The sequence below is a fragment of the Sphingomonas sp. Root720 genome (assembly GCF_001428605.1).
Lineage (GTDB): Bacteria > Pseudomonadota > Alphaproteobacteria > Sphingomonadales > Sphingomonadaceae > Rhizorhabdus.
In genome coordinates, this window is sequence record NZ_LMID01000001.1 from 955034 (window position 1) to 978058 (window position 23025).

Annotated in this window: 21 protein-coding genes; 19 read left to right on the forward strand and 2 right to left on the reverse strand. The window is 67.0% G+C overall.

The window, feature by feature from the left end:
• Nucleotides 1-7 precede the first annotated feature (7 nt).
• The 17 genes from ASE22_RS04415 (at nucleotide 8) to ASE22_RS04490 (ending at nucleotide 19513) form a co-directional block, all read left to right on the forward strand.
• A complete protein-coding gene (locus tag ASE22_RS04415; RefSeq protein ID WP_056355472.1) occupies nucleotides 8-1666 on the forward strand; it encodes a portal protein in 1659 nt (552 codons plus the stop codon).
• Entirely contained in the window at nucleotides 1647-1985 is a 339-nt protein-coding gene (locus ASE22_RS04420; protein ID WP_056355476.1) for a Bbp19 family protein, read from the forward strand. The genes ASE22_RS04415 and ASE22_RS04420 overlap by 20 nt, the downstream gene beginning before the upstream one ends.
• Nucleotides 1982-2836 (forward strand): hypothetical protein, encoded by an 855-nt coding sequence (locus ASE22_RS04425; RefSeq protein ID WP_056355479.1) that lies wholly within the window; start codon nucleotides 1982-1984, stop codon nucleotides 2834-2836. Before ASE22_RS04420 ends, ASE22_RS04425 begins: the two co-directional genes overlap by 4 nt.
• A gap of 177 nt (nucleotides 2837-3013) precedes the next feature.
• The gene (locus tag ASE22_RS04430) at nucleotides 3014-3949 is read left to right on the forward strand and encodes a phage capsid protein (RefSeq protein ID WP_056355481.1); all 936 of its coding nucleotides are present in this window, start codon (nucleotides 3014-3016) and stop codon (nucleotides 3947-3949) included.
• A gap of 108 nt (nucleotides 3950-4057) precedes the next feature.
• Nucleotides 4058-4507, forward strand: a complete 450-nt coding sequence (locus ASE22_RS04435; protein ID WP_056355484.1) for a hypothetical protein — start codon at nucleotides 4058-4060, stop codon at nucleotides 4505-4507.
• 107 nt (nucleotides 4508-4614) lie between these two features.
• Complete coding sequence (locus ASE22_RS04440) at nucleotides 4615-5208, forward strand: hypothetical protein (protein WP_156397328.1); 594 nt, start codon at nucleotides 4615-4617, stop codon at nucleotides 5206-5208.
• Nucleotides 5205-7409: a hypothetical protein gene (locus ASE22_RS04445; protein ID WP_056355490.1), complete on the forward strand. Its 2205-nt coding sequence runs from the start codon at nucleotides 5205-5207 to the stop codon at nucleotides 7407-7409. Before ASE22_RS04440 ends, ASE22_RS04445 begins: the two co-directional genes overlap by 4 nt.
• Complete coding sequence (locus ASE22_RS04450; RefSeq protein WP_056355493.1) at nucleotides 7406-7843, forward strand: hypothetical protein; 438 nt, start codon at nucleotides 7406-7408, stop codon at nucleotides 7841-7843. Before ASE22_RS04445 ends, ASE22_RS04450 begins: the two co-directional genes overlap by 4 nt.
• Nucleotides 7843-8388 carry a hypothetical protein gene (locus ASE22_RS04455; RefSeq protein ID WP_056355495.1) on the forward strand — a complete coding sequence of 182 codons (546 nt, stop codon included), beginning with the start codon at nucleotides 7843-7845 and terminating at the stop codon, nucleotides 8386-8388. Before ASE22_RS04450 ends, ASE22_RS04455 begins: the two co-directional genes overlap by 1 nt.
• Nucleotides 8385-10355: a hypothetical protein gene (locus ASE22_RS04460; protein WP_056355498.1), complete on the forward strand. Its 1971-nt coding sequence runs from the start codon at nucleotides 8385-8387 to the stop codon at nucleotides 10353-10355. The genes ASE22_RS04455 and ASE22_RS04460 overlap by 4 nt, the downstream gene beginning before the upstream one ends.
• The gene (locus ASE22_RS04465) at nucleotides 10355-13330 is read left to right on the forward strand and encodes a hypothetical protein (protein ID WP_056355502.1); all 2976 of its coding nucleotides are present in this window, start codon (nucleotides 10355-10357) and stop codon (nucleotides 13328-13330) included. Before ASE22_RS04460 ends, ASE22_RS04465 begins: the two co-directional genes overlap by 1 nt.
• Nucleotides 13327-15780: a hypothetical protein gene (locus ASE22_RS04470; RefSeq protein WP_056355505.1), complete on the forward strand. Its 2454-nt coding sequence runs from the start codon at nucleotides 13327-13329 to the stop codon at nucleotides 15778-15780. The genes ASE22_RS04465 and ASE22_RS04470 overlap by 4 nt, the downstream gene beginning before the upstream one ends.
• Nucleotides 15781-15888: 108 nt before the next feature.
• Nucleotides 15889-18069: a hypothetical protein gene (locus ASE22_RS04475; RefSeq protein ID WP_056355508.1), complete on the forward strand. Its 2181-nt coding sequence runs from the start codon at nucleotides 15889-15891 to the stop codon at nucleotides 18067-18069.
• A complete protein-coding gene (locus ASE22_RS04480) occupies nucleotides 18066-18464 on the forward strand; it encodes a hypothetical protein (RefSeq protein WP_056355513.1) in 399 nt (132 codons plus the stop codon). Before ASE22_RS04475 ends, ASE22_RS04480 begins: the two co-directional genes overlap by 4 nt.
• Before the next feature lie 2 nt (nucleotides 18465-18466).
• Nucleotides 18467-18829, forward strand: a complete 363-nt coding sequence (locus tag ASE22_RS04485; RefSeq protein ID WP_056355517.1) for a tlde1 domain-containing protein — start codon at nucleotides 18467-18469, stop codon at nucleotides 18827-18829.
• The gene (locus tag ASE22_RS26665; protein ID WP_156397327.1) at nucleotides 18826-18999 is read left to right on the forward strand and encodes a hypothetical protein; all 174 of its coding nucleotides are present in this window, start codon (nucleotides 18826-18828) and stop codon (nucleotides 18997-18999) included. Before ASE22_RS04485 ends, ASE22_RS26665 begins: the two co-directional genes overlap by 4 nt.
• A gap of 28 nt (nucleotides 19000-19027) precedes the next feature.
• Nucleotides 19028-19513: a hypothetical protein gene (locus ASE22_RS04490; protein ID WP_056355520.1), complete on the forward strand. Its 486-nt coding sequence runs from the start codon at nucleotides 19028-19030 to the stop codon at nucleotides 19511-19513.
• Nucleotides 19514-19666: 153 nt separating this feature from the next.
• On the opposite strand, the gene ASE22_RS04500 is transcribed toward ASE22_RS04490, so the two are convergent.
• Nucleotides 19667-20017 carry a hypothetical protein gene (locus tag ASE22_RS04500; RefSeq protein WP_056355527.1) on the reverse strand — a complete coding sequence of 117 codons (351 nt, stop codon included), beginning with the start codon at nucleotides 20015-20017 and terminating at the stop codon, nucleotides 19667-19669.
• A 340-nt stretch (nucleotides 20018-20357) separates the two neighbouring features.
• On the opposite strand from ASE22_RS04500, the gene ASE22_RS04505 reads away from it, so the two are divergent.
• Together ASE22_RS04505 and ASE22_RS04510 are read left to right on the forward strand one after the other, a co-directional pair.
• A complete protein-coding gene (locus ASE22_RS04505; RefSeq protein WP_056355530.1) occupies nucleotides 20358-21410 on the forward strand; it encodes a Ppx/GppA phosphatase family protein in 1053 nt (350 codons plus the stop codon).
• Nucleotides 21407-22090: an RlmE family RNA methyltransferase gene (locus ASE22_RS04510; RefSeq protein WP_056355533.1), complete on the forward strand. Its 684-nt coding sequence runs from the start codon at nucleotides 21407-21409 to the stop codon at nucleotides 22088-22090. The genes ASE22_RS04505 and ASE22_RS04510 overlap by 4 nt, the downstream gene beginning before the upstream one ends.
• A gap of 172 nt (nucleotides 22091-22262) precedes the next feature.
• Here ASE22_RS04510 and ASE22_RS04515 read toward each other — a convergent pair whose 3' ends face one another.
• Complete coding sequence (locus ASE22_RS04515; protein WP_156397392.1) at nucleotides 22263-22961, reverse strand: ribonuclease T2 family protein; 699 nt, start codon at nucleotides 22959-22961, stop codon at nucleotides 22263-22265.
• Between the last annotated feature and the right edge of the window lie 64 nt (nucleotides 22962-23025).

Below are 23025 nucleotides of genomic sequence, written 5' to 3' on the forward strand. Positions count from 1 at the left end.
AATTCCGATGATGGAAGATGCGACCGACATCCTACGCGACCAGGGGATGATGGAGACCGAGCGGTCGAATTTCGAGAGCCAGTGGCAGGATGTCGCCGAGCTCGTGCTCCCCCGCCAGGCGGACTTTCCGATGGGCGGCTTCGCATCGAGCCAAGGGCAGAAGCGTACCGGCCGGATCTACGACGAAACGGCGATGCTGGCGCTCGACCATGGCTGCGCGGTGTTCGAAAGCTACCAGATGCCTCGAGGCGCGCGCTGGCAGAGCCTTGCTCCGCTCGATGACGAGCTGCTCAAGAACCGACGGGTGCGGGCATGGTACGAACTCAAGACAGCCCAGCTTTTCGCGATGCGGGCGGCGCCGGCATCGGGTTTCGCCGAGCAGGCGCACGAAAGCACGGCGTCGCTGCTGGCGTTCGGCAACCAGGCGATCACGCCAGAGCTGCTGCTCGACGCGCGCGGGCGCAATACCGGCATGTATTATCGTTCCGAGCATATCGGCCAGCTCTACATCCGTGAGAACGCACATGGCCGGGTGGACACGACGCACCGGAAATTCATGCTGACCGCGCGCCAGGCGGCACAGAAATGGAGGGATGACGCGCCCGAATGCGTGCAAAAAGCGATCCGGGATCGCAAGCCCGAGGAGAAGCATGAATATCTCCACGTGCTGTCGCCGCGCCGCGACTGGGATCCCGGTCGGGCCGACGCGAAGGGCAAGCCGGTGGCGAGCCGCTACGTGTCGATCGGCGACAAAGCGATCTTCGACGAGGGCGGGTATCGCTCGATGCCGACGATCTATTCGCGGTTCGAAAAGTCGCCGACCGAAAGCTATGGGCGCGGCCCGGTGATGAACGTCATGCCGGCGATCCGCGCGACCCAGGAGATGATGAAGGATCTGATCACGGCGGTGGAGCTGCTGGCGAAGCCTCCGCTGCTCGCGACCGACGACATGCTCGATCAGGTCGTTCGCTATTTCGCCGGCGGCATCACCTATGGCGCCCTCGATTTTCAGGGCAATCCGGCGCTCAAGGCGTTGATCGACGGCATGGACATCGCGCCGGCGATGGAACTGCTCGCGCAGTCGCGCGGCGTGATCAAGCGGGCGCTGTGGGAAGATCTCTTCCAAGTCCGCATGGAACAGAAAACCCATGTGTCGGCGACGGATATCCTCGAGCGATCGTCCGAGAAGGGCGTGCTGCTCGCCCCGCTCGGCCGGCAGGAGACCGAGTGGTTTTCGCCGATGGCGATGCGCGAGGTCGACCTTATGTGGGAACTCGGCCTGCTCGACGACATGCCGCCCGAGGTCCGCGAGGCCGGCGGCCTGTACCAGCTCACCTATGACAATCCGCTGCGCCGGGCACAGATGGCCGATCAGGCGGCGGGGTTCTACCGTACGCTCGAGGGCGTTACGCCACTGATGCAGCTCAAGCCCGAGCTCGCCGACGTGTTCCTGACCCGTTACCCATTCGAAAAGGTGCTTGCCGGCCTCGGTCGGATCAATGCGGTCCCGGCGGCATGGGAAAGCGACGAGGACGAACGCGAAAGCGCGAAGATGGCGATCGAGCAGCAGGGCCAGGCGCAGCAACTGCTCGCGGCGGCGCCCGTCGTCTCCAAGGTCGCCGCGGATCTCTCGAAGCTGAACGGAGGTGCCGGTGTCGCTGCGTGACGATGCCGACAGGATCGCCGATCGCGCCAAGGGGATGGCGGCCCAACTCCGCCGCGCGATCGGCGCGATCAGCAACCGGCATGCGGTCTACTCGGCCGTATTCCGGCCCGGTGGCAAGATGACCCCGGCGGCCGCCCATGTGCTCGACGACCTGGCGGCTTTCTGCGGCGCGGATGCCAGCACCTATCATGACGATCCGCGTCGTCACGCGAAGATGGAGGGGCGGCGCGAAGTCTATCTGCACATCCAGCAAAGCCTGAAACTCGACGGTGAAAAATTGGCCGCGCTTCGGCGCGAATTGAGGGAGCATGAAGCATGAGCGACGGAAATGAAGGCGGCGGCGCGGATATCATCGTTCCGCCCGGTGGCGAGGGCGGTGGCGGCGGCGGCGGCGGCGGTCCGGAATGGCTGTCCGGCCTGTCCGAGGATCTGCGCGGCGATGCGACGCTGACGCGCTATGCTGACGTCGAGGCGCTGGCGCGCGGTCATATCGAGACCAAACGTCTCGCCTCGAGCCGAGTGATCCTGCCCGGCAACGATGCCGACGATGCCGCGTGGAACAGCTTCTACGAGGCGATCGGCCGTCCCAAGGATCCGGCCGAATATCAGATCGAAATCCCCGACGGGGCCGACGCGGCGATCGCCGACAAGTTCCGGCCGATCGCCCATCAACTCGGTTTGACGCCGAAGCAGGTGACGGGCCTGGTCGGTTGGAACAACGAGTTGGCGACCGCCCTACAGGGCGAGGCGAGCGCCGCCGCCGAGGCGAAGCGGGCCGAGGGGGGCGCTTCGATCGAAGCGCTCAAGGCCGAACTGGGCAGCGATTACGGCGTGAAGGAGAAGCTCGCGCAGGATGCCGCCCGGCGCTTCGGGGTCGAGCCCGAAACCGCCGACAAGCTGGTCGAGGTGCTGGGCGATCGCAAGGCGGTCGAGCTGTTCATGCGTATCGGCGAGCAGATGGGCGAGCATCGGCGGGTCGACGGCGAACCGTCGGGCGGCGGCTTTGGCGGCGGCGGCGATCCCGATGCCACCCTGTCGGCGAAGATGCTCGATGGAAACTGGCGCGAGAAGGCAGGCACGAAAGGCACGCCCGAACATGCCGAATATAACCGGCTCGTCGAAGCCGCAGCCCGGAAGGAGGCGGTTGCGCGCCAACGCAAAGCGTCTTGACGCAACGTGGGGGCGGAGCTTATTGTTCCGCCCCATCCGGCCTCCCCGTCCATGACGGCTCCGGTGCTCTCCGCGAAAGCAGCGGCGTAGTAGACGGGTCGATATCCCGCCAGACCGGCCCGGCGATCGCCGTCTCCCCGATCGAAACTTCGCAAGTCGTTTCATCAGGGGGTCACAATGGCCGAGAATTATGCTGATGTCGTCCGTACCGTAGGCTTTCGCAAAGCCGTCGAGTTCGCACTCAACGAAACGCCCGGCAAATTCCGCGCGCTGTGCGGTAGCAAGGGCAGCTATTCCAACAAGCTCGAGCAGATCGAGGATCGTTTCGGCGACCTCTATGCCGAGGAGATCGACGAGCGGAATGGCGACACCAAGAATGTCGATCCCGACGTCGAGCGCCGCTGGATCGCCAAGCCGAAGCGCGCGTCGGTGGCGCCTCTGCTCGATCCCGACGATCAGATGTCGACCGAGGTCGGCCTCAAGTCGCCCCTGTCGGTCGGCGTCGCCCGCGCGATCCGCCGCTACCAGGACGACAAGTTCCTGCAGGGCTTCTACGGCACCGCCTATACCGGCGAGCAGGAAAGCCTGTCGGCCGTGCCGTTCAAGTCGGCCAACGTCATGGCGGTCGACTATGGCAACACCGGCACGCCGACCGGCCTGACCCTGGCCAAGCTGATCGGCATCAAGAAGTTCATGCGCAAGAACCTCGTCGATCTCGAGATCGAGCGGCCCGTCATCATCACGACGGCCGAGCAGGAAGAGGATCTGCTCAACATCATGCAGATCCAGTCGAAGGACTATAACCCGATGACGCAGCAGGTGCTGCAGTCGGGCCAGGTCGTGTCGTTCATGGGCATGGACTTCCTCCAGGCCGAGATCGGCAACGCAAAGGCGTACAAGCTCAGTGCGGGGTCGACGGTCGACGGGAGCGGCTATCGCCGGCTGCCGGTCTTCCTGCGGTCGGGCATGCACTGGGGCAACTGGCTCGACTTCGAGGGCCACGCGGATCTGCGCCCCGACAAGAACCATAGCGAGCAGATCGCCGGCTACACCTGTGGCGCCGCGACCCGCGTGCTCGAGGACAAGTGCTACCAGATCCTCTGCGCTGAATAACCCCGCGAGCCGGGGGGCGGTTTCGGCCGCCCCCCAACCCGCCGATCAGGTCCACGACAGGACCGCACCGGGACCGCAAGGCCCCAAGGGACGAAGGGAGTTTCGATTATGGCGAAGGGTTATCCCGCCGCTCTGCTGGGCGTCATCGACGGCAGCAAGGTTCCCGCGATCAAAGCCGATGGCCGGATCTACGGCGCACGCCTCCGCGCATATGAGGCGAAATATGACCTGGCGCTCGCCAGCGTCAAGAAAGCGACGGGCGACACCAATGTCGTCTGCCAGGTCCCGGCAAACGAGAAGCCGGTCGCGTTCCTCATTCTCGCATCGGCGACGATGGGCGCCAGCGCGACGATCGCGATCGGGACGGCGGCGGTGCCGGCGAAGTACAAGGCCGCCGCCACCTTCACGACCGCAAATGTGCCGACGCTGGTGATGCTGTCATCCGCTGCCGACGATGATCCGTTGTCGGCCGAGGAAGAGATCATCTTCACGGTCGGCACCGCCGATCTTCCCGGCGCAGGCATCCTGCAGATCTGGGCGATCACTTCCGGCCGTTGAGGTCCGGGAGCGGGGGGAGCGCCGCCGGGATCGTTCGGGACCGCCTCCAGTCGGTTTCGAGGAGAGCCTTTCCCGGCGGCGCTTTTTAACATGACGAGGGGCGCGACATGGCCGGCGAGCGATCACAGACAGCGTTGATCAACCGCGCGGCCGCGCTGATCGGCAGCACCAAGAAGATCGCCGATATCGACGAAGCCACGCCGCTCGCGAGCGCGGCAAAGGCCATCTGGGATGGCGCGGTCGAGAATGTCCTGTCCGAGCATCCATGGAAACCCGCGATCAAGCGCGCGATGCTCAATCGCCTGGTGACGACGCCAGCCTTTGGTTACGCCTATCAATTCCAGCTACCGCCGGACTGCCTGCGCTGGCTGCCGCCGACGCTCGAGGATCGCGATTTCTTCGAAGGGGTGCAGGAAGGCGACCTCATCCTGACCAACTGCGAAGGGCCGCTGCCCGTCCGCTATATCTGGCTCAATACCCAGCTTCCGAAATGGACACCCGCGATGGTCGAGGCACTGGTCCGCCAGCTTGCCGAGGATCTCGCCGAGCCGCTGTCGGCCCTCGCCGGCGTCGTCAATCGCGCCGCGAGCAAGTCCGATCGCGCCATGCGACAGGGACGCCGCCAGAACGGCCTGGCATCGGGCGATCGCGACCTCAACCAGCAGAGCCGTTCGAGCTGGCTCGCGGCGCGTAACCGGTGAGCCGGGCGAGCCCGATCCAGGCGAGCCTCAACGGCGGCGAGCTGTCGCCGCGCCTCCATGGCCGCGTCGACCAGCGCATCTACGGCAACGGCGTCGAGGAGATGATCGGTTATCTGCCCGTGTTGCAGGGGCCGGCGATCGCCGCGCCGGGCACGCGGTTCGTCGAACTGGCGAAAGGCGCATCCCGCCTGATCCCGTTCGAATATAACATCACACAAAGCTATGTGATCGAAGCGAGCGACCTGACGTTCCGGTTTTTCACCAACGATGCCCGGATCGAGACCGCGCCCGACGTGGCCTATGAAATCGCAACCCCATGGCCCTACGCCGATCTCTCCGAACTGGCCTATGAACAGTCGGCGGACATCCTCTATCTTTGCCATGCCGCCCATCCGCCCCAGAAATTGAGCCGGACGGGCGCGTCGACCTTCGCGCTGGCGGCGCTCGACCTGACCTATGGGCCGTTCGAAGATCAGAACATCGTCGAGACGGCGACGATGACCGCCGACGGCATCACCGGATCGGTGACGATCACCGCGAGCTCGGCGCAATTCGAGGCGGGCGATGTCGACGGTCTGATCCGGATCGAGACCGAGGATCTCAACGGGATCGCGGCATGGGAGCCGGGGCTCGAGGTCAGCACGGGCGAATATCGGACATGGAACGGCCGGGTCTTTCAGTGCATCGATACCGCGGGCACCGGCCGCACGGGCACGGTCGCGCCGGTGCATCCATCGGGCACCGAATGGGACGGATCCGGGGCCGGCAAGGACATCAACGACAAGGGGCCGTATGGCGTCCAGTGGACCTATATCCACGACCGCTACGGGATCGTCAAAATCACCGGCTTCACCAACGCCACGACCGTGACCGCGACGGTGGTTCGCCGCCTGCCCTGGCTGACTGGGGGCACCTCCACCTGGCGCTGGTCGTTCGGCGCGTTTTCATCGCGGCGCGGTTGGCCGCATTATGTGACGATCTGGAACGAGCGGCTCACCTTCGCGAAAAATGCGACGGTCTATGCCTCGGTCGTCGGCGACTACGAGAATTTCGCAGAGATCAACTCGACCGGCGAGCAGACCGCCGACCAGGCGATCCGCGTATCGGTGCCGAACCCGAACATCATCCGGTGGCTGGCGGCCGATCGCGAATTGCTGATCGGCACGGCGCGCGCCGAGCATGTGCTCAAGGCCCAATCGACCGCTGCGGCGCTCGGGCCGAAGAATGTCCGGATCGACACCCAATCGACCTATGGATCCGCGATCGTCCGGCCGATCCTCACCGATGGCCGGTTGCTGTTCGTCCAGAAGGCGCGACGCAAGATCGAGCAGATCGATTTTGCGGTCGAGCGCGACCGCAACGAAGCGACCGACCTGACGCGCTTTGCGGAGCACATCGGCAAGGACCGGATCGTCGAGCTCGCCTTCGCCCAGGAACCCGACCGGCATTTATGGGCGGTAGACGGCGCCGGATCGCTGCTCGCATGCCTATACGAGCCGAGCGACCAGGCGCTCGGGTGGGCTCGCCGCCCTCTCGGTAGCGGACTGATCGCCAACAGCATCTGCCGCTGCACCGATCCGCAGGGCGAACTCGACCAGATCTGGATCTCCGCCAGCTATGGCGACCACCATTTCATCCTGCGCATGGACCCGATCTGGCAGAGCGGCAACGACCAGGCCGACGCCTTTTTCGTCGATGCCGGTCTGAGCTATGCGGGTGCTCCGGTCTCGGTCGTCGGCGGACTGTCGCATCTCGTCGGCGCCGAGGTCGATATACTGGTCGACGGAGCCAGCCATCCCCGGCGGATCGTGTCGGAAGCGGGCACGGTGACGCTCGACGCGCCCGCGAGCAAGGTCCATGTCGGATTGCCCTATATAGGCCGGATCAAGACGCTCCGGTTCGAAGCCGGCGGCGACGACGGCACGAGCCAGGGCAAGATAAAGCGCATCAACCGGGTGACGCTGCGCGTCTCCGAGACGCTGGGGATCAAGATCCAGGTGCAGGGCGGCGAGGATGTCGTGCTCGAGAACCGCCTCGACCTCGTGCCGATGGACCAGGGGCCGCCGTTGTTCAGCGGAGATTTCATCTTCGAGGCGATCGGCGACTATGACCGCGACGCGCAGATCGTGATCGATCGCGTCGCCCCGCTGCCGTCAACGATCCTGTCGATCATGCCGACGATCACGGTGGGCGAGCGATGATCGAGATCCGCGACTTCGCTCCGGCCGATCTCGGCAGGATCGCCGTGCAGGCCGAGCAGCTCGGCGATGCCGGCTTGTCACAGGATGGGGCCTATCTGCTGGCGATGGCGGCCGGCGGCGCGTCGTTCACCATGTGGCGCGGGGACCGCGTTCTCGCCTGCGCCGGGCTGTTCGAAAATCATAGCGGGTGGGCGACCGCGTGGGCGGCGCTGTCCGAGATGTCGCCCTATGAGCGCGGGGTGCTGACGGTGAAGTGCCGGGCCGCGATCGCGGCGAGCGGCTATCGCCGGATCGATTGCATGGTGCGGCGCGGCTTCGATCGCGCGCGCGACTGGGCGTGGAAACTGGGCTTCGTCCAGGAAGCCACGCTGTTCGAGGTCTGGCCGGACGGGGCCGACGCCCTGTTGTTCGCACGCTTCAAGAGGAACGACTGATGGCCGCTGCCGCCCCGATCGCGTTGTTCGCCATGGCCGCCGGCCAGCTCTACAGCGGCATATCCCAGGCCGACCAGATGCGGGACAATGCCGGGATCCTGAAGGAGAATGCCCGGCGCACGGAACTGACCGGCGCGCTGGACGAGCTGCAGGTCGCGCGGGATGCGCGCGCCGCTTCGGGCGAGGCGATCGCCCAGCAGGGGGGCGCCGGGATCGAGCTCGGCACGGGCAGCGCGCTCGAAATGCTGCGCCAGAACGCGATCAATGCAGAGTTCGACAAGCTCAACATCCGCAACCAGGCGGCGGGCGAGGCCGGCAATCTGCGCAGCCAGGCGAAGCAGCTCAAGAAGCAGGCGACCGCTACGCTGATCGGCAGCGCGATCAGCGCGGGATCCAGCGTGTTGATGGGGGCGAGCATGCTAGGCGGCGGTGCGGCCGGCGCCGGCGCGGCCGGGGGCGCGAGCGCGGCACCGGGGATCTCCGCCGGCGCGGCCTATCGGATGCCGGTCGGATCGAGCCCGTTCGGCTTGGGGACGCTGCGGTGACGGACCCGATCTACGAGAGCCGCACGCGTGCGGCCGCGATGCCGCTGGAGCCGAAGCGCGGGCCGGCCCCCGGCGCGATCGTCGGCGATGCGGTCGCGGATCTCGGGCAGACGATGCTGCGCGTGGAGGTGGTCGACCGCCAGCGCGCCCGCGCCAGCGCCGCCGCCGATGCCGGCGCGGGCTTCGCGCAGCTACAGGGCGATATCGACAACGAGCTGACACAGCTCCGCATCGACACGCCCGCCGAAGCCTATGAGGCCAAGGCCGCCGAACTGGTCGAACGGCGAAGCCAGGCGTTCATGGACAGCAAGCTGGCGGATCCCGAGGTGCGCAACGCGTTCCTGCCCGATGTGGCGCGGCTGCGCGCCAGGGCGATCACCAGCGCAAAGGTCTATGCGATCGGGCAGCGGAGCGAAAAGATCGCGACCGACACCGCGACCGCCGTCGACCTGTGGCGCAACACGCTCAACCGCGATCCCAGCGGCGACAATTGGGACGCGTTCGAAAAGGCGCTCGATACGCAGCTCACCCAGTTCAAGGGACTGCTGCCCGACGACAAGGTGGCGGAGCTGCGGCGCGATGCCATTGCGGGGGGCTTTATTTCGCTCGTGAAGGGGATGAAGCCGGAACAGGGCAAGGCGGTTCTCGAAAGCGGCAAGGGTGACGCGCTGCTCTCGGCTGAGCAAATGCTCTCGCTAAAGAGTTCGGTGGACGTCGATCTACGGCGCGAGGCGGCGGAACAGCGCGCGCTGGCGAGCCAGGCGAAAGCAGAGACACGCGAGCAGCTCGCGACGGTCGAGGCATCGCTCAGCGCGGGCACCGGGAAGCCGCAGGAATGGGGTGCGCTGGCAGAGCGCTATGCGGCGATCGGGGACACGTCCAAGGCGGTCACGCTGCGCGCGAAGGGCGCCTCCGCCGCCGCAGCCATCCAGTATCGCGGCCTGACGGTCCCGCAGCTCGACGGCAAGCTCGCCGAGCTCAACGCACTCGAGACGAAGAATGGCGGCCTGTCGGCCGGCGAGAACAGCCTCCGATCCGGGTTGCAGGATGTCCGCAAGACGGTCTCCAGCCTGCTCGGACAGTCGCCGCTGCTCGCATCCAGCTATTCGACCGGCGCGGCGCCGCCGGCCGCGATCGACTGGAACGATCCCGCCTCGATCGAAGGGCGCCGCACCGCCGCGCGGGCGGCCGCGCGGCGCTATGGGCAGATCGACACCAAGCCGCTGCTGCCGGCCGAGATCGAGCAGATGCAGGCGATCTATCGGGCGGAGGGCGGCAAACAGGCTGTGCTCGATCGGGTGCGGCTGTTCGGTGACGATGCCGGCAGCGCGGCGCGCCAGGTCGCGAACGATCCGAGCTTCATCCACCTAGCGGACCTTTCGGCCGGCGGCCTCTCGGGTCGAAGCGCGGCGGCCGACGCGATCGCCGGCGAGCAGATCCTCAAGACGAACGCCACGATCTGGCCGGTCGGCGTCAAGAACGATGCGCAGGCCGCATGGCGCGGCGTTTCGCCGATGTTCGACACGGCGCCCGCGCTGGGCACCGCGATCTACCAGAATGCGCGGTCGATCTATGCGATCGAGAGCGTGCGCGCCGGGGACATGGATCAGACCGGCCTCGACAAGGAACGATGGGCGCGCGCGCTCGATCGCGCCGCCGGCGGCGATGGTCACGGCCATGGCGGGATCGTCGCGATCAACGGCAGCTCAACGATCATCCCGGCGGACATGGGCAAGGAAGATTTCACGAAGCTGCTAGCTCGAGCGTCGCCGGCGGACTGGATGAAGGCGGCTCGCGGCCGATCCGCCGTCATCGGGGGGCGAGCGGCCACACTCGGCGAAATCCGCAAGGCGGTCCCCGTGCCAGTCGACGACGGCCGCTATGCCTTCCGGATCGGTAACGGCAAGGTGACGACGCGGGACGGGCAGCCGTGGATCGTCGATATCGCGACGCTGCGAGGCGACTGATGGGCCTGCTCAAAGGTTTCGCGCTCGAGCAGGATGCCGGTCTCGCCCAGCTCCCCCAGGCCGAACCGCCGCTCGAGGATCCGGGATTGTTCGGCGCGATCGACGCGTCATTCGATCGCGCCCGCGCCGGGCCTGACTGGGGCTGGAACCAGGGGCGCTACGAAAATGACGCGATGGACCGGATCCACGCGGCGCTCGCCGAGCGCGGGCACACCGTGCCGAGCGTCGGTCTCGCGCAGGTAACGGCCTATCAGCGCCGGCTCGATCGCGGCGAAAAGCTCCTGCCGGGGCAGCAGCACTTCCTCGACATGTTCGGCGAAACGATGTCAGCGGTGTCGGCCGAGCGACAACGCGATCCGAAATTCCTTTCCGACATGGGCGATGTCCGCGATCTCGCGTCGCTCAACAACTGGGTGACCCAACAGCGTCAACATGACGTCGATATCGCCGATCGTCGGCTCGCCGGCGCCAGCGGAGGAGAGTGGCTGGCCGGCACGATCGTCGGCGGCATCGGTGCCGGGCTGCTCGATCCGGCCAGCTATATTCCGGTCGGCGGAGGGGCAACGGCCGGCGCTTCGGTGGCGCGCCAGATCCTGACCGTAGCCGGCAAGGAAGCGCTGGCGAATGCCGGCATGACGGTCGCGATGGAGCCGTTCACGCGGATCGATGCCGCACGCATCGGCGAGCAACGCACCATCGGCGACACCGCCGCCGATATCGGGCTGGCGGCGGCAACCGGCGGGCTGATCGGCGGCGCGGCCAAGGGTGCCGAAGTCGCCTTGCCCGCGATGCGCGAGCGGTTAATCACGCGCTATTTCGACGCGCTGCCCGAAGGGGTCCAGCGCAGGATGCTCGAAGCGGGCACGGTCGACCAGCGCGCCGATGCGGCGGTCATCCCCGAGCTGCTGGGCGCCGATCGCCTGACGCCGGACGAGAAGGCGGCGATGCACGTCCTGGCCTATGACGCGGACGTGCGGGAAAGCAGCCCGTTCAAGCCGGGACCGGAAGCCGACAAGATCCACGGCCAGCGCCTCGCCGCCGCGATCGACGCGCTGAACGCCGGGGAAGCGCCGCCGCAGTTCGCGCCGGCGCGCCGGCCGGCCTTCGCCTCGCAGACCGCGCTGTCGAGCGGCAATCGCGATATCGCGTCGCGGATCATCCTGGCGGAAAGTGGTGGCAAGGCCAGTGCCCGCAATCCGGTGCCCGGGCAGAGCGCGAGCGGCCTCGGCCAGTTCATCGACAGCACATGGCTGTCCGGCGTCAAGAAATGGTTTCCCGCGATCGCGCGCGGCAAGAGCGACCCTCAACTGATAGCGCTCAAGACGGATCCGGCGCTGGGCCGGCAGATGACCGAACGTGCCGTGCAGGAATATCGCGGGGTGCTCGGCCGCGCCGGACTGCCCGTCACGGCGGACAACGCCTATCTGATCCATTTCCTCGGGCCGCGTCGGGGCCTGGCGCTGATCCATGCGCCGGGGATCATGGAGATCAAGCGCTTCCTGCCGGCCGACGTGATCAGCGCGAACAAGCGCGTGCTCGAGGGAAAGACGGTCGGCGAGGTCAAGGCGTGGGCCGCCCAGCAGATGGGCGGCGAAGCGCCGACGGAGGTCGGCTTCGCCCCCGAGCTCGGCGACGGCGTGGAGCTGCGGCCAGAGCAGTTCAACGATGCGGGGGAGCGGCGCGCGGCCGAGGCAGTGCTCTACGGCGGCGAGCGCGGCGCGTTCGGCCCGCGTCATGGCGATATCGCCGGCGACTGGCATGCGGCCGTCGATCGGCTCAGCCACGATCGGGCCGGCGAGGTCCCGGGCGCGCTGTTCCATCCCGATGTCGGCGACATCGACGTGATATGGGGGAACGCCAAGGGTGGCCTGGCGCATATCCTCGCCAAGCACCCCGAGGTCGTCGACAATCTGCCCGATCTGATCGCCGGCATGGAAGTTACGCGCAGCTCGGCAAACCGCGTACAGCTCGAAAGCGCAGACCATCTCGCCAAGGTGCGCCTCGACTATGACGGCGAAAGCAAGAGCTGGTTGCTCACCGCCTTTCGGAAGGGAAAGGCCTCGGCGACGGCGGAGGACGGACGTGTCGTCGCGGACGGATGGGACGGCTCCCCCACCCTCGAGGCTGCGCGCAATATAGGCGCCAGCAGCCGCAGCGGCAAGCGGATGGTATCCGACGCGCCGGAAGATCTGCTGACCCAGATCGCGAACTGGGGCGGTCTGCGCGACGACGAGGGCTATGATTTCGGCAACACGGCCGGCCTCAAGGGCGCACGCACCCGCCGCGGCAAAGTGCTCAAAGGCAACGGGCTGACCATCGACCGGCTCGGCGAGAAGCTGTGGGAAGCCGGTTGGTTCGGCCCTTCCCAGGTATCGGAACGACCGACGCTCGACGAGATCGTCGACCTCGTGGAAGAGGCCGCTCGCGGGCGCGTTTTCCATCCGGACGATCGCGCGCTGGTGGCCGAGCGCGAGCGGATGCTCGACGATGGCGAGGACGAGATCCGCGCGATGCTGGACAGTGCGGCGGCGGAACTGGGGATCGAACCCGACAGCGAACTGCTCGACGAGGCGATCGCCCGGATCCGGCGCGGCGAGGACGCCGACGATGCGCTGATCGCGGCGGTCAATGCACGGTTCCGCGACGAGATGGCGGCTTCGGCCGAAGGCGGCGACGACGCCGCGGATCTCGCCCAGGGCGCGATGGAAGCGGAGGATTGGGATCGGCTCGGCGAGCTGCGCGACAGCCTCGCGCGGTGGGACGATCCCGACGGCGAGGCGGCGATCGCGCAGGCGATGTCGATCGAGCATGATCTGCGCATGGCGATCGAGGCCGGCGAAGATCAGCGGTTCATGCTGGACGACGGCGCCGGCGAACGCGGTGCGACCGAGATCCTCGAGGCGCTCGACCGCGACGTGGCGGCGGCCGAGGCGATGCGCGCATGCCTGGTGCCGGGGAATGGAGCGACCGAATGAGCCTTGCAGCCTGTATCCCCGGCCTCGTCGAGAACGGGCATCTCAGCCAGGAACAAGGCGAGCGCGCGCTCGAGATCTATGGCCGGCTCGAACGCCAGCACCGCCGGAACATGGGGCCGGCGGCGGCCGAGGCGATGGCGAGCACCGGAACGGTCGAGGCGCTCGCGCGCGAGGCGGCGCAGAAGAAACGGCAGACGTTGTTGCAGATCGCGGCGCAGAAGCGCGCGCTGGTCGACATGGCCGGCTTCAAGGGCGGCAAGGATCCGGGCGGTGCGGCGATCGCGCTGTTCGATCATGTCGAAGGCGCGCCCTATGCGAATGTCGAGGCGCAGCGGAAGGCGATCCTCGGCCAGGCGCATGCCCGCATGGACGCGGTGCTGCAGCACTTCAAGCGCAGTTCGATCGGCACGGCGCGCAATGTCGCCGACCTGGGCGACGTGGTGCGCGAGCTGTTCGGCACGAGCACCGGCAACCGTCGCGCGGCCGAGCTCGCAGAGGCGTGGACCGATGCGGCCGAGATGCTGCGGCATCGGTTCAACGCCGCCGGCGGCGCGATCGGCAAGCTCGAAAAGTGGGGTCTTCCGCAGGGCCATGACAGCCTGCGGATCCGCGAGGCGGGCTTCGACGCCTGGCGCGACTTCATCACGCCGCTGCTCGACCGCCGGCGGATGATCGACGACGAGACCGGCCTTCCGTTCGACGACGAAGCACGCGCGCGCGCGCTCCGCGACGTGTTCGACACGATCCGGACCGAAGGCTGGATCAAGCGCACGCCGGGCGGGCAGACCGGGCGCGGCAAGCTTGCCAATCAGCGCCAGGATCACCGTTTCCTGCATTTCGCCGATGCCGATGGCTGGATGGCCTATAACCAGCGCTTCGGCGCGAGCACGCCCTTCGAGGCGATGATGGGCCACCTCGAGGGAATGAGCCGCGACATCGCGCATATGGAGATCCTCGGCCCCAATCCGGCCGCGACGGTCAAATGGCTGCAGGACGGCCTCGCCAAGACGGCGGCACTCGACGGCGGCGGCAAGATGCTCGACCGGCTGCGCGGCGCCAGCGAACGGGTCGGCAAGCTGTACGAGGCGACCAGCGGGGCGATGAACATGCCCGTCAACACGACATGGGCGCGCCGGTTAGGAACGGTGCGGTCGCTGCTCACCTCGGCGATGCTCGGATCCGCTTCGCTGTCGGCTATCACCGATGTCGGCTTCCAGCGCCAGATCCGCGCCTTCAACGGGCTCCCGCAAATGCGCGCGCTGACCGGCTATATCAGCCAGCTCAAGGGCGCCAATCGGCGAACGGCCGTGCGCGCCGGGTTGATCGCGGAGGAAGCCAGCAAGATCATGGCGGCGCAGCACCGCTACACGCTCGACAGCCAGGTCCACAAATGGGCAGGCTGGTTGAGCGACAATGTGCTGCGCTGGTCGGGCCTGTCGCCATGGACGCAGGGCGGGCGCTGGGCGTTCGGCATGGACTTCCTAGGGGCGCTGGCGGACAGCTTCGATCGCGGATGGAGCGAGGTCGACCCGACTTTGCGCGGGGCGATGGAGCGCTACGGCTTCGACGAGACCGAATGGAACTCGCTCCGATCGACGCCGCTGCACGAGGAGGAGGGAACGACCTTCCTGCGGCCCCAGGACATCGCCGAGCAGCGGGTCGCGGACCGGATGCTGCGGATGATCCAGACGGAGACGGATTTCGCCGTGCCGACCGCGACGGTGCGCGCGCGATCCTACCTCAACGCCGATCGGCCAGGCACTTTTTGGGGCGAGGTGACGCGCAACGTCGCCCTGTTCAAATCGTTCGGCGTCTCGATGATCATGACACACGCGGCGCGGGCGGCCTCGCTCGGCCCGGCGAATGCTGCCGGCTACGCCGCGTCCCTTGTGCTGACGACCACCGTGCTAGGCGCCCTCGCGATCCAGGCGAAGGAGATCAGCAAGGGAAAGGATCCGCGGCCGATGGACAGCAGCGACTTCATCGGTGCAGCGATGCTGCAGGGCGGCGGCTTCGGTGTGTTCGGTGATTTTCTCAATTCGGCCGAAAGCCGCTTCGGCGGTGGTCCGCTCGAGACTGCGGCCGGTCCCGTTGCCGGCCTGACCGTCGACGTCTCGAACATGACGGTAGGCAACCTGTTTCGTACCTATCATGCGCTCACCGGCCGAAATCCCGATGGCTCGCGCCCGAAGGGGCCGAACCTCGGCCGCGACGCGGCGAAGCTCGCGCAGCGCTACACCCCCGGATCTTCTCTCTGGTATAGCCGCCTCGCTTTCCAGCGGATCATCCTCGACACCGCGCAGGAATGGACGGACCCCGACTATCGGCAGGCGTTCGCGCGGATGGAGCGGCGCGCGCGCGACCAGGGGCAGCAATATTGGTGGCGACCGGGAAAGCTCGCGCCTGAGCGCGCTCCGGATCTCGACGCCGCCACCGCGTCGGAGGAATAGGCTAGGCGGCGATTCGCGCGCCTGCTATAAGCCCGCCCACGGAGGGCCGCTCTCCCTCTCCCATAACCGACGCACCGCCTTCGCGGGCCGTCGCGCATGGGGGCACGGATGACGGTTTCAACGACGGGCAGCGTCGCCAGCTATATCGAAAGCGCGGCGGCCGGTTATCCGGTTCCCTTCCGTTTCCTGTCGGCCAGCGACCTCATCGTGAAGCGGCGCATCAATGGCGTTGAAACGACGCTTGCGCTCGGTAGCGACTATAGCGTCTCGGGGGCCGATGCCGAGGCAGGCGGTCTGGTGACGCGGACGATCGCCGCCGCGATCGGCGCCGAGCTCATCATCCAGCGAGTAACGCCAAGGGTTCAACCGACCGATTATGTCGCCAACGACCGGTTTCCGGCCGAAAGCCACGAGCGGGCACTCGACCGGGGAATATTGATCACCCAGGAGGACGGGGAGACGGCGAGCCGCTCCATCCAGTTCCCTGTCGGCGAAGCGCCCACTACCAGCGGTTCGACCCTGCCCTCTCCGCTGTCGCGCGCCAGCAGGCTGCTCGCCTTTACGGCCGGCGGCGTGCTGGCGATGTCCAGCTTCACGACGGCCCAGCTGCAGGAGGCGGTCACCGCCGGCTTCAACGCATCGGTCCAGCAACTCTCTGGCAACATCTTCTACACCCGCGACGCCGACGGCGCGATCGGGATCGACCTCAACAGCTATCTGTCCAACTTTCGCGCGGTCAACGCCTTCGAATGGCTGACGGCCGGCGAGATCATCGACGTCATCACCTACACCGGCGCGATCGACCTGACCGCCAAGATGAACAAGGCGATCACAGAAGCGGCCGCGCGCAACCGGGACGTGTTCTTTCCCGCCGGCAAGTGGAGGAACACGGGCATCACGGCTTCGCTGACGACGGCGAACCGCGCCAAGCATATCCGGATCTTCGGGCAGGGCATCGGCAATCCGTTCGCGGTCACCGACAATGGCGGCACGATCTTCAAGAGCACAAGTGACGCGCCGGTATTCACCGACATGCCGATCACGGGGGCCAACTCCAACGGCGGGTACGAGATCTTCGATATCCGGTTCGACGGGACCTCCTCGTCCTACCCCGTCGTGTTGCTCAACACGATGTACGGCACGTCGTCGTTCCACCACTGCGTCATGTACCAGCGGGGGACCGCCGGCGGCTTCAAGCTGCTCTACGGCGCGACCGGCAAGGTCCATGACTGCTACGCGTTCAACCGCGACTATGTGACCTTCGGGCTCGGCGCAGCGCGGGTCGGCACTGGCTTCGAATATGTCAACGCCGCCGCTTCGGGCCTGATCACGTGGGACAAGATCAGCTCGCGCGGCTTCCTGCTGGCCTACAACATCGAGGCGCCCACCAGCAACGCTGCCGTCTACAGCTTCAAGCTGTCGAACTTCGAATGTTCGAACAACTATAATGGCGTCCGCATCGGCGCGAACGTGAACAAGGCGGTGCTGGACGGCGGCTATTTCGAGGGCGGCGACGGCGGAACCGCGATCGACCTGAGGAGCGGATATTACACCGTCCGCGATTGCGCGATCTACTCGGGCTACCTGACCGGGATCGACGACACCCAGGGCGGCGGAACCGGCGTTCCGGGCGGCAAGATCGAGGACGTCGTCATCAACATGGGCGCGAAGGTCAACGCGACCCATATCAGCCTGCTCAGCAGCGGAGGCTTTGGCGGGCCTTCGAAGGTCGTCATCAACCCCACGCTGATCTACACCGCGGGTACGGCCGGAGTCAGCGGCATCAAGATCGCCGGCACGGATCCGCGCATCCACCTCATCGGACCTTCGTACAATCCCCGGACGGGCTGGACCGGCGCCGGCACCAAGAAAATCAACGATACCACCGCCTCGGGCATGTTCGGGCTGACGGTCGCGATCGACGGCGACTATGAAATGCCGTTCGTCTCTCGCGGCATGTTCGCGAGCCAGCCTTCTTTCAATCCGGTGACCCAGGCGGCGTTGTCCGGGACGGTGCTGACCATCCCGCAGTCGGGCAATGTCCGCGTGGCGCCTAGCGCTTCGGGCTATACCGCCAACGAGCTGGCGCTCAGCTATACGCCGCTCGTGCCGGGAACCGAGGTGGAGCTCGACTGCACCAACGGCAACATCACCTTCAACACGTCGAACTATCTCAGGCTCAACGGGGGAGTGGACTTCACCGGTCCGGGCATCCTGACGTTGCGGATCTACAATTCCGGCGGGCGCGTGCTCGCCAAGGAAAAGTGCCGGAGCAACCTCCTCCTATGACCGGTCTCCCCGAATGGCTGCTGCCGCTGCTGGGCGGCAACACCGTGCTCAGCGCGGCGCTCGGCTATTTCATCCCGGCGGTCGTCTCGCGCAAGAAGGATGCCGGCGAGCTCGGCTCGGATCTGTTGCGGCAGGCGATCGCGCGGATCGAGGTGCTCGAGCACGAAAACCGCGAGTGCAATACCAAGGCGATCCGGATCGAAAGCCGGTGCAACCGGAACGAGCTCGCGCTGCGCATCACGATCGGCGAGCTGCAGGAGCGGCTACCGGGCAGCCCTGTGCTGCGCCAGGTCGGCAAGCTGATCGGGCCCGAGATGCCGACCGACAGCGCCGTTCCCGCCGACATGACCGGCATTCTCGACCAGCTCAACGCGACGACCAGCAGGGGGATTTGACGATGTGGAAATGGGATCAGTCCGCCGGGGAACTGTACCACGACGGGAAGCTCATCTCGCGAGGCTATGCCGGTCGCGGGAGGGGGAAGAACAACCCAGCGATGCAGGCGGCGGTGGCGGTCGGGCCCATCCCGCGCGGCCGATGGAAGATCGGCGCGCCCTATGACAGCAAGAACACCGGCCCGTTCACGTTGATGCTCGACCCGGAGCCGGGCACCAACACGCTCGGGCGCTCCGCCTTCCGCATCCACGGCGACAGCATCCGCGATCCGGGCAATGCCAGCCACGGCTGCATCATCCTGCCGCCACAGGTCCGACGCCAGATCTGGAACAGCGGGGATCGCGCGCTTGAGGTGGTCGAATGATCCGATATCTCGCTCGCCGGCTGCGCGAACGCAGCACATGGGGGGCGATCGGCGCCGCGATCCCGGCCGCCGCGCTGCTCGCGGCGCCGTGGTCCTATGCGGCGATCGCGGTGGCGGCGATCGTCGCGCTCTGTCCATCCCCGCCCAAGAAAGACGGCTGCGAGGATTGAATGGCCCAATTTTGCCCGGAGACGGCCAATGAGCATGGTTGACGACGCAGAGGCAATAGAGCGGATAGTGCCGCAAACGCGCCTGGCGAGTCTGATCCGGGCGATTTTGCCCTATTTGCTTGCCGCCCTGCTCGCTGGCTTTCTTCTGTGGTGGATATTCCTGCGACCGGCCCAGCTCGCGCGCGAGGGCGCGCAGGCACGCGCGGACAGCGAGATCCAGGCGGGCGCGACCAAGGCCGCGACCGACGCGCTCAACATCACGGTCGACGTCCGGGACAAACGGGCGGCGATCGACGCACTCACGAGGAGCAACCAAGATGCGATCCTGTCGGCCGCCGGCGCCGGGGCGCCTGTCGATCCTGCTGTCTATTCCGCTCTGCATGATGCTCTGTGCCTGCGGGCCGCGTATCAGTCTGAGCCGGATTGCGCCGCCATGCGCTCCGCTGGTGGAAGCATCGGGCCTGCTGAAGCCGACACCTGGGGCCCCACGCCCGACGACCCCGGCGGTCGGTGAACTGGCCGCGTTCGGCGATCGCCAGACGGGCCAGCTCGACAAGGCGAATGCCGACAAGGCCGGTGCCGGTGCAATCCTGACCATGTGCGAGAAGCGCAACGCGGACGCGATCGACGCCGCGACCCCCAAGGGGCTGTTCCGCCGAATCTTCGGTTAGCGCCTGCGTTTTATCAGCCTGGCGCGTTCGGTCTCGCTCGCCCGAGCCCAGGCGCGAGCGTCGATCCCATAGGGCGCGAAGCAGGTCCAGATAGCTCCACGCGGCGCCGAAAAGCCCTGCCCTACCCAAACGATATCCTGCGGCCGCGCGCCGCATTCGACGCACCAGAAGCGTGCGGCGACACTGTTGAGCCGGTCATCCCAGCCCTTCGACCGAAAATAGCGATGGATATCGGCAAGGTGGTAGATCCGCTTGCGGCCGCACGCCGACGTCGGACACTCGACCATGATCGCCCCGTGGTGCCGGCGGTGAAGATCTTCGATCGTGTACGGGATCTTGCGAGCCATGCCCCCAAATGGAACAAGACAAGAACACATGGCAAGGCCGCCGCCCGAAACGATCTCGTTTAAGATTTCCCCCCTCGCGTGAGGGGCTTTCCAACATCAGGCCCCATTAAAGCAGAAGTTGGAAGATTTGGGAGAGCTAAGCCTTTCAAATCATTGAAAGTGCTACAAACTTACCTTTAGACGACGGGGCATCAGTGGCAGAGCGGCGCACATAAGGTTGGCGGTGCGGCCTGTCAACGGGGTGGATGCCGCCCTTGCCGTCCCTGCCATCTCCCACTAGGTTCATCCTCAAGTTCCATGCGATTTTTTCCGCGCATGGCGAGAGACGAGAACGAACATCATGGCGCACGGCCCCAATATGGCCGCGCCGCGTCCACCGCGTGAGGGGGGGCGTCGCGCGCATTCCCCGTCCCACCATTCGGCCCCGCGCAGCAGCTATGCCGCGCTCGACCTGGGCACCAACAATTGCCGGCTGCTGATCGCGCGGCCGTCGGACGATGGCTTCGTCGTCGTCGACGCCTTCTCGCGGATCGTGCGGCTCGGCGAGGGGCTGGCCGCGACCGGGCTGCTGTCCGACACGGCGATGGACCGTGCCGTCAGCGCGCTGTCGGTCTGCGCCGACAAGCTACGCCGCCGCCGCGTCTCGCTGGTCCGCTCGGTCGCGACCGAAGCGTGCCGCCGCGCCGCCAACGGGCGCGAGTTCGTCCAGCGCGTCTACCGCGAGACCGGCATCGCGCTCGAGATCATCAGCCCCGAGCAGGAAGCCCGGCTGGCGGTGCTCGGCTGCCATGCCCTGCTCGAACCCGGCGAGGGCAATGCGCTGGTGTTCGACATCGGCGGCGGATCGACCGAGCTGATCCTGATCGACGCCGACCAGAGCCCGCCCAGGGTGATCGACTGGTATTCGGCGCCATGGGGCGTGGTCTCGCTGTCCGAGACCGAGCCGCATGTCGGCCCCGATCGCGCGGGGTTGCTGACCAGCTATGCGCGGATGCGGGCGCGGGTCGCCGAAAGCTTCGCCGATTTCGCCGCCAAGCTCGAACCCGGCACCCGGCCGGGGCGGCTGCTCGGCACCAGCGGCACCGTCACCACCCTCGCCAGCGTCCATCTCGACCTGCCGAGCTACGACCGGCGGCTGGTCGACGGGCTGATCGTGCCGGTGACGGCGATGCGCGACATCAGCGCGAAGCTCTCGGGCATGAACGTCGCCGAGCGCGCCGAGCTGCCCTGCATCGGCCAGGAACGCGCCGACCTCGTGGTGGCGGGCTGCGCGATCCTCGACGCGATCCTCGACATCTGGCCGGCCGAACGGCTCGGCGTCGCCGACCGCGGTATCCGCGAAGGCATACTCCGCTCGCTGATGGCGCGCGACCGGGCAAGGATGCTGATGTGAGCAGGGGCGACGGCGGGCGGCAGCGCATCAAGACCGCGAAGGGGCGCAGCGCCTCGTCGATCAAATGGATCCAGCGCCAGCTCAACGATCCCTATGTCCGCAAGGCGCAGGCCGAAGGCTATCGCTCGCGCGCGGCCTACAAGCTGATCGAGCTCGACGAGCGCTTCCACTTCCTGCGCGGCGCGAAGCGGGTCATCGACCTCGGCATCGCGCCCGGCGGCTGGACGCAGGTGGTGCGCCGGGTCTGCCCGCAGGCGACGATCGTCGGCATCGACCTGCTGCCGACCGATCCGATCGACGGCGCGGTCATCCTGCAGATGGACTTCATGACCGACGAGGCGCCCGGCCAGCTCGCCGAGGCGCTGGGCGGCCCCGCCGACATCGTCCTGTCGGACATGGCGGCCAACACCGTCGGCCACCAGCAGACCGATCATCTGCGCACTATGGCGCTGGTCGAGGCCGGCTGCCTGTTCGCGAGCGAGGTGCTGCGGCCCGGCGGCACCTATGTCGCCAAGGTGCTGGCGGGGGGCGCCGACCATGGGCTGGTGGCCGAGCTCAAGCGGCTGTTCACGACGGTCAAGCATGCCAAGCCGCCGGCGAGCCGCAAGGATTCGTCCGAATGGTATGTCATCGCCCAGGGGTTCAAGGGACGGGCCGACGCCGAATCGGACGAGGAATAGGTCCCTTCCCCTCCGCGTCACCCCGGTGGAGGCGGAACCTTCGCACAAGCGGTCGCGTCCGCAAATCTCCCGGCCGTCATCCTGACGAACGTCAGGATCTGCCCTTCTTTTCCCGCGCAAGGCTCCCGCCTGCGCCGGCGTAAGTCGCGGGCTGGAGCCCCTCCTGCGATCCTCAGCGGATCCGCACCACCTGGCCGGGCGCCGCGCCGCCCTGATGGGCGGGGCAGGCCTGGCGATGGAACTGCTTGTCGAGGCAGATCCACACCTCCTCCAGCCAGCCGGTCTTGCTGAGGTTGAGGCGCATCTCCTCGGGTCGCATGCCCGGATTGGCGGCGGCGAACCTCTTCTGGAAATCGGCGGCGGTCATCGAGCGGCCGCTCACGTCCTTCATGTCGGGGAAGACGAGGTCGGAGAACAGCTTGCCGCTTCTCGCGAAATAGTCGGCCGGGGTCTTCGCCATGCAGGTGCCGTGCTTCTCCCATTCATGCTGGATCAGCTGCGGCGACGGCGTGCTGCACAGATGGTCGCGGACCACCTTGTCGGGCACCAGCCGGGTCGGCTCGCAATATTGCGGCCATTGCGCGCCCTCGCCGTCGGGCCACAGCCCGTGGAGGGTGAAGCCGAAGCTGTTCGCGCCGCCGCACTGGATATGATCCTGGGGGCTGCTCGCCTTGCCCACGCAATATTGCGGCGACCAGCTTACCGCCAGCGTATAGCCGCCGATCGGCAGCACGCGCCGCGGCTGGTCGACCGTCGGCCCCTCCAGCATCGGGCGCGGCAGGGTCGCGGGGACCTCGCAGCTCGGCCCCTTCTTCGCGCAGGCGGGAGCGATCACCAGGGCGGCGAGGAGGATGGGAAAGCCGATTCTCATCATGGCATCCTAGAAATATCCACCCGTCGCGTCATCCTGGCGAACCGGGATCCCTTCCGACGGC

Bases quoted from the DNA above. Each gene is read 5' to 3' on its own strand.
- ASE22_RS04470 (WP_056355505.1), top strand. From the start codon at position 13,327: ATGAGCCTTGCAGCCTGTATCCCCGGCCTCGTCGAGAACGGGCATCTC.
- ASE22_RS04415 (WP_056355472.1), top strand. From the start codon at position 8: ATGATGGAAGATGCGACCGACATCCTACGCGACCAGGGGATGATGGAG.
- ASE22_RS04500 (WP_056355527.1), bottom strand. From the start codon at position 20,017: ATGGCTCGCAAGATCCCGTACACGATCGAAGATCTTCACCGCCGGCAC.
- ASE22_RS04480 (WP_056355513.1), top strand. From the start codon at position 18,066: ATGACCGGTCTCCCCGAATGGCTGCTGCCGCTGCTGGGCGGCAACACC.
- ASE22_RS04455 (WP_056355495.1), top strand. From the start codon at position 7,843: ATGGCCGCTGCCGCCCCGATCGCGTTGTTCGCCATGGCCGCCGGCCAG.
- ASE22_RS04435 (WP_056355484.1), top strand. From the start codon at position 4,058: ATGGCGAAGGGTTATCCCGCCGCTCTGCTGGGCGTCATCGACGGCAGC.
- ASE22_RS04475 (WP_056355508.1), top strand. From the start codon at position 15,889: ATGACGGTTTCAACGACGGGCAGCGTCGCCAGCTATATCGAAAGCGCG.
- ASE22_RS04485 (WP_056355517.1), top strand. From the start codon at position 18,467: ATGTGGAAATGGGATCAGTCCGCCGGGGAACTGTACCACGACGGGAAG.
- ASE22_RS04450 (WP_056355493.1), top strand. From the start codon at position 7,406: ATGATCGAGATCCGCGACTTCGCTCCGGCCGATCTCGGCAGGATCGCC.
- ASE22_RS26665 (WP_156397327.1), top strand. From the start codon at position 18,826: ATGATCCGATATCTCGCTCGCCGGCTGCGCGAACGCAGCACATGGGGG.
- ASE22_RS04515 (WP_156397392.1), bottom strand. From the start codon at position 22,961: ATGAGAATCGGCTTTCCCATCCTCCTCGCCGCCCTGGTGATCGCTCCC.
- ASE22_RS04465 (WP_056355502.1), top strand. From the start codon at position 10,355: ATGGGCCTGCTCAAAGGTTTCGCGCTCGAGCAGGATGCCGGTCTCGCC.
- ASE22_RS04440 (WP_156397328.1), top strand. From the start codon at position 4,615: ATGGCCGGCGAGCGATCACAGACAGCGTTGATCAACCGCGCGGCCGCG.
- ASE22_RS04505 (WP_056355530.1), top strand. From the start codon at position 20,358: ATGGCGCACGGCCCCAATATGGCCGCGCCGCGTCCACCGCGTGAGGGG.
- ASE22_RS04425 (WP_056355479.1), top strand. From the start codon at position 1,982: ATGAGCGACGGAAATGAAGGCGGCGGCGCGGATATCATCGTTCCGCCC.
- ASE22_RS04430 (WP_056355481.1), top strand. From the start codon at position 3,014: ATGGCCGAGAATTATGCTGATGTCGTCCGTACCGTAGGCTTTCGCAAA.
- ASE22_RS04490 (WP_056355520.1), top strand. From the start codon at position 19,028: ATGAGCATGGTTGACGACGCAGAGGCAATAGAGCGGATAGTGCCGCAA.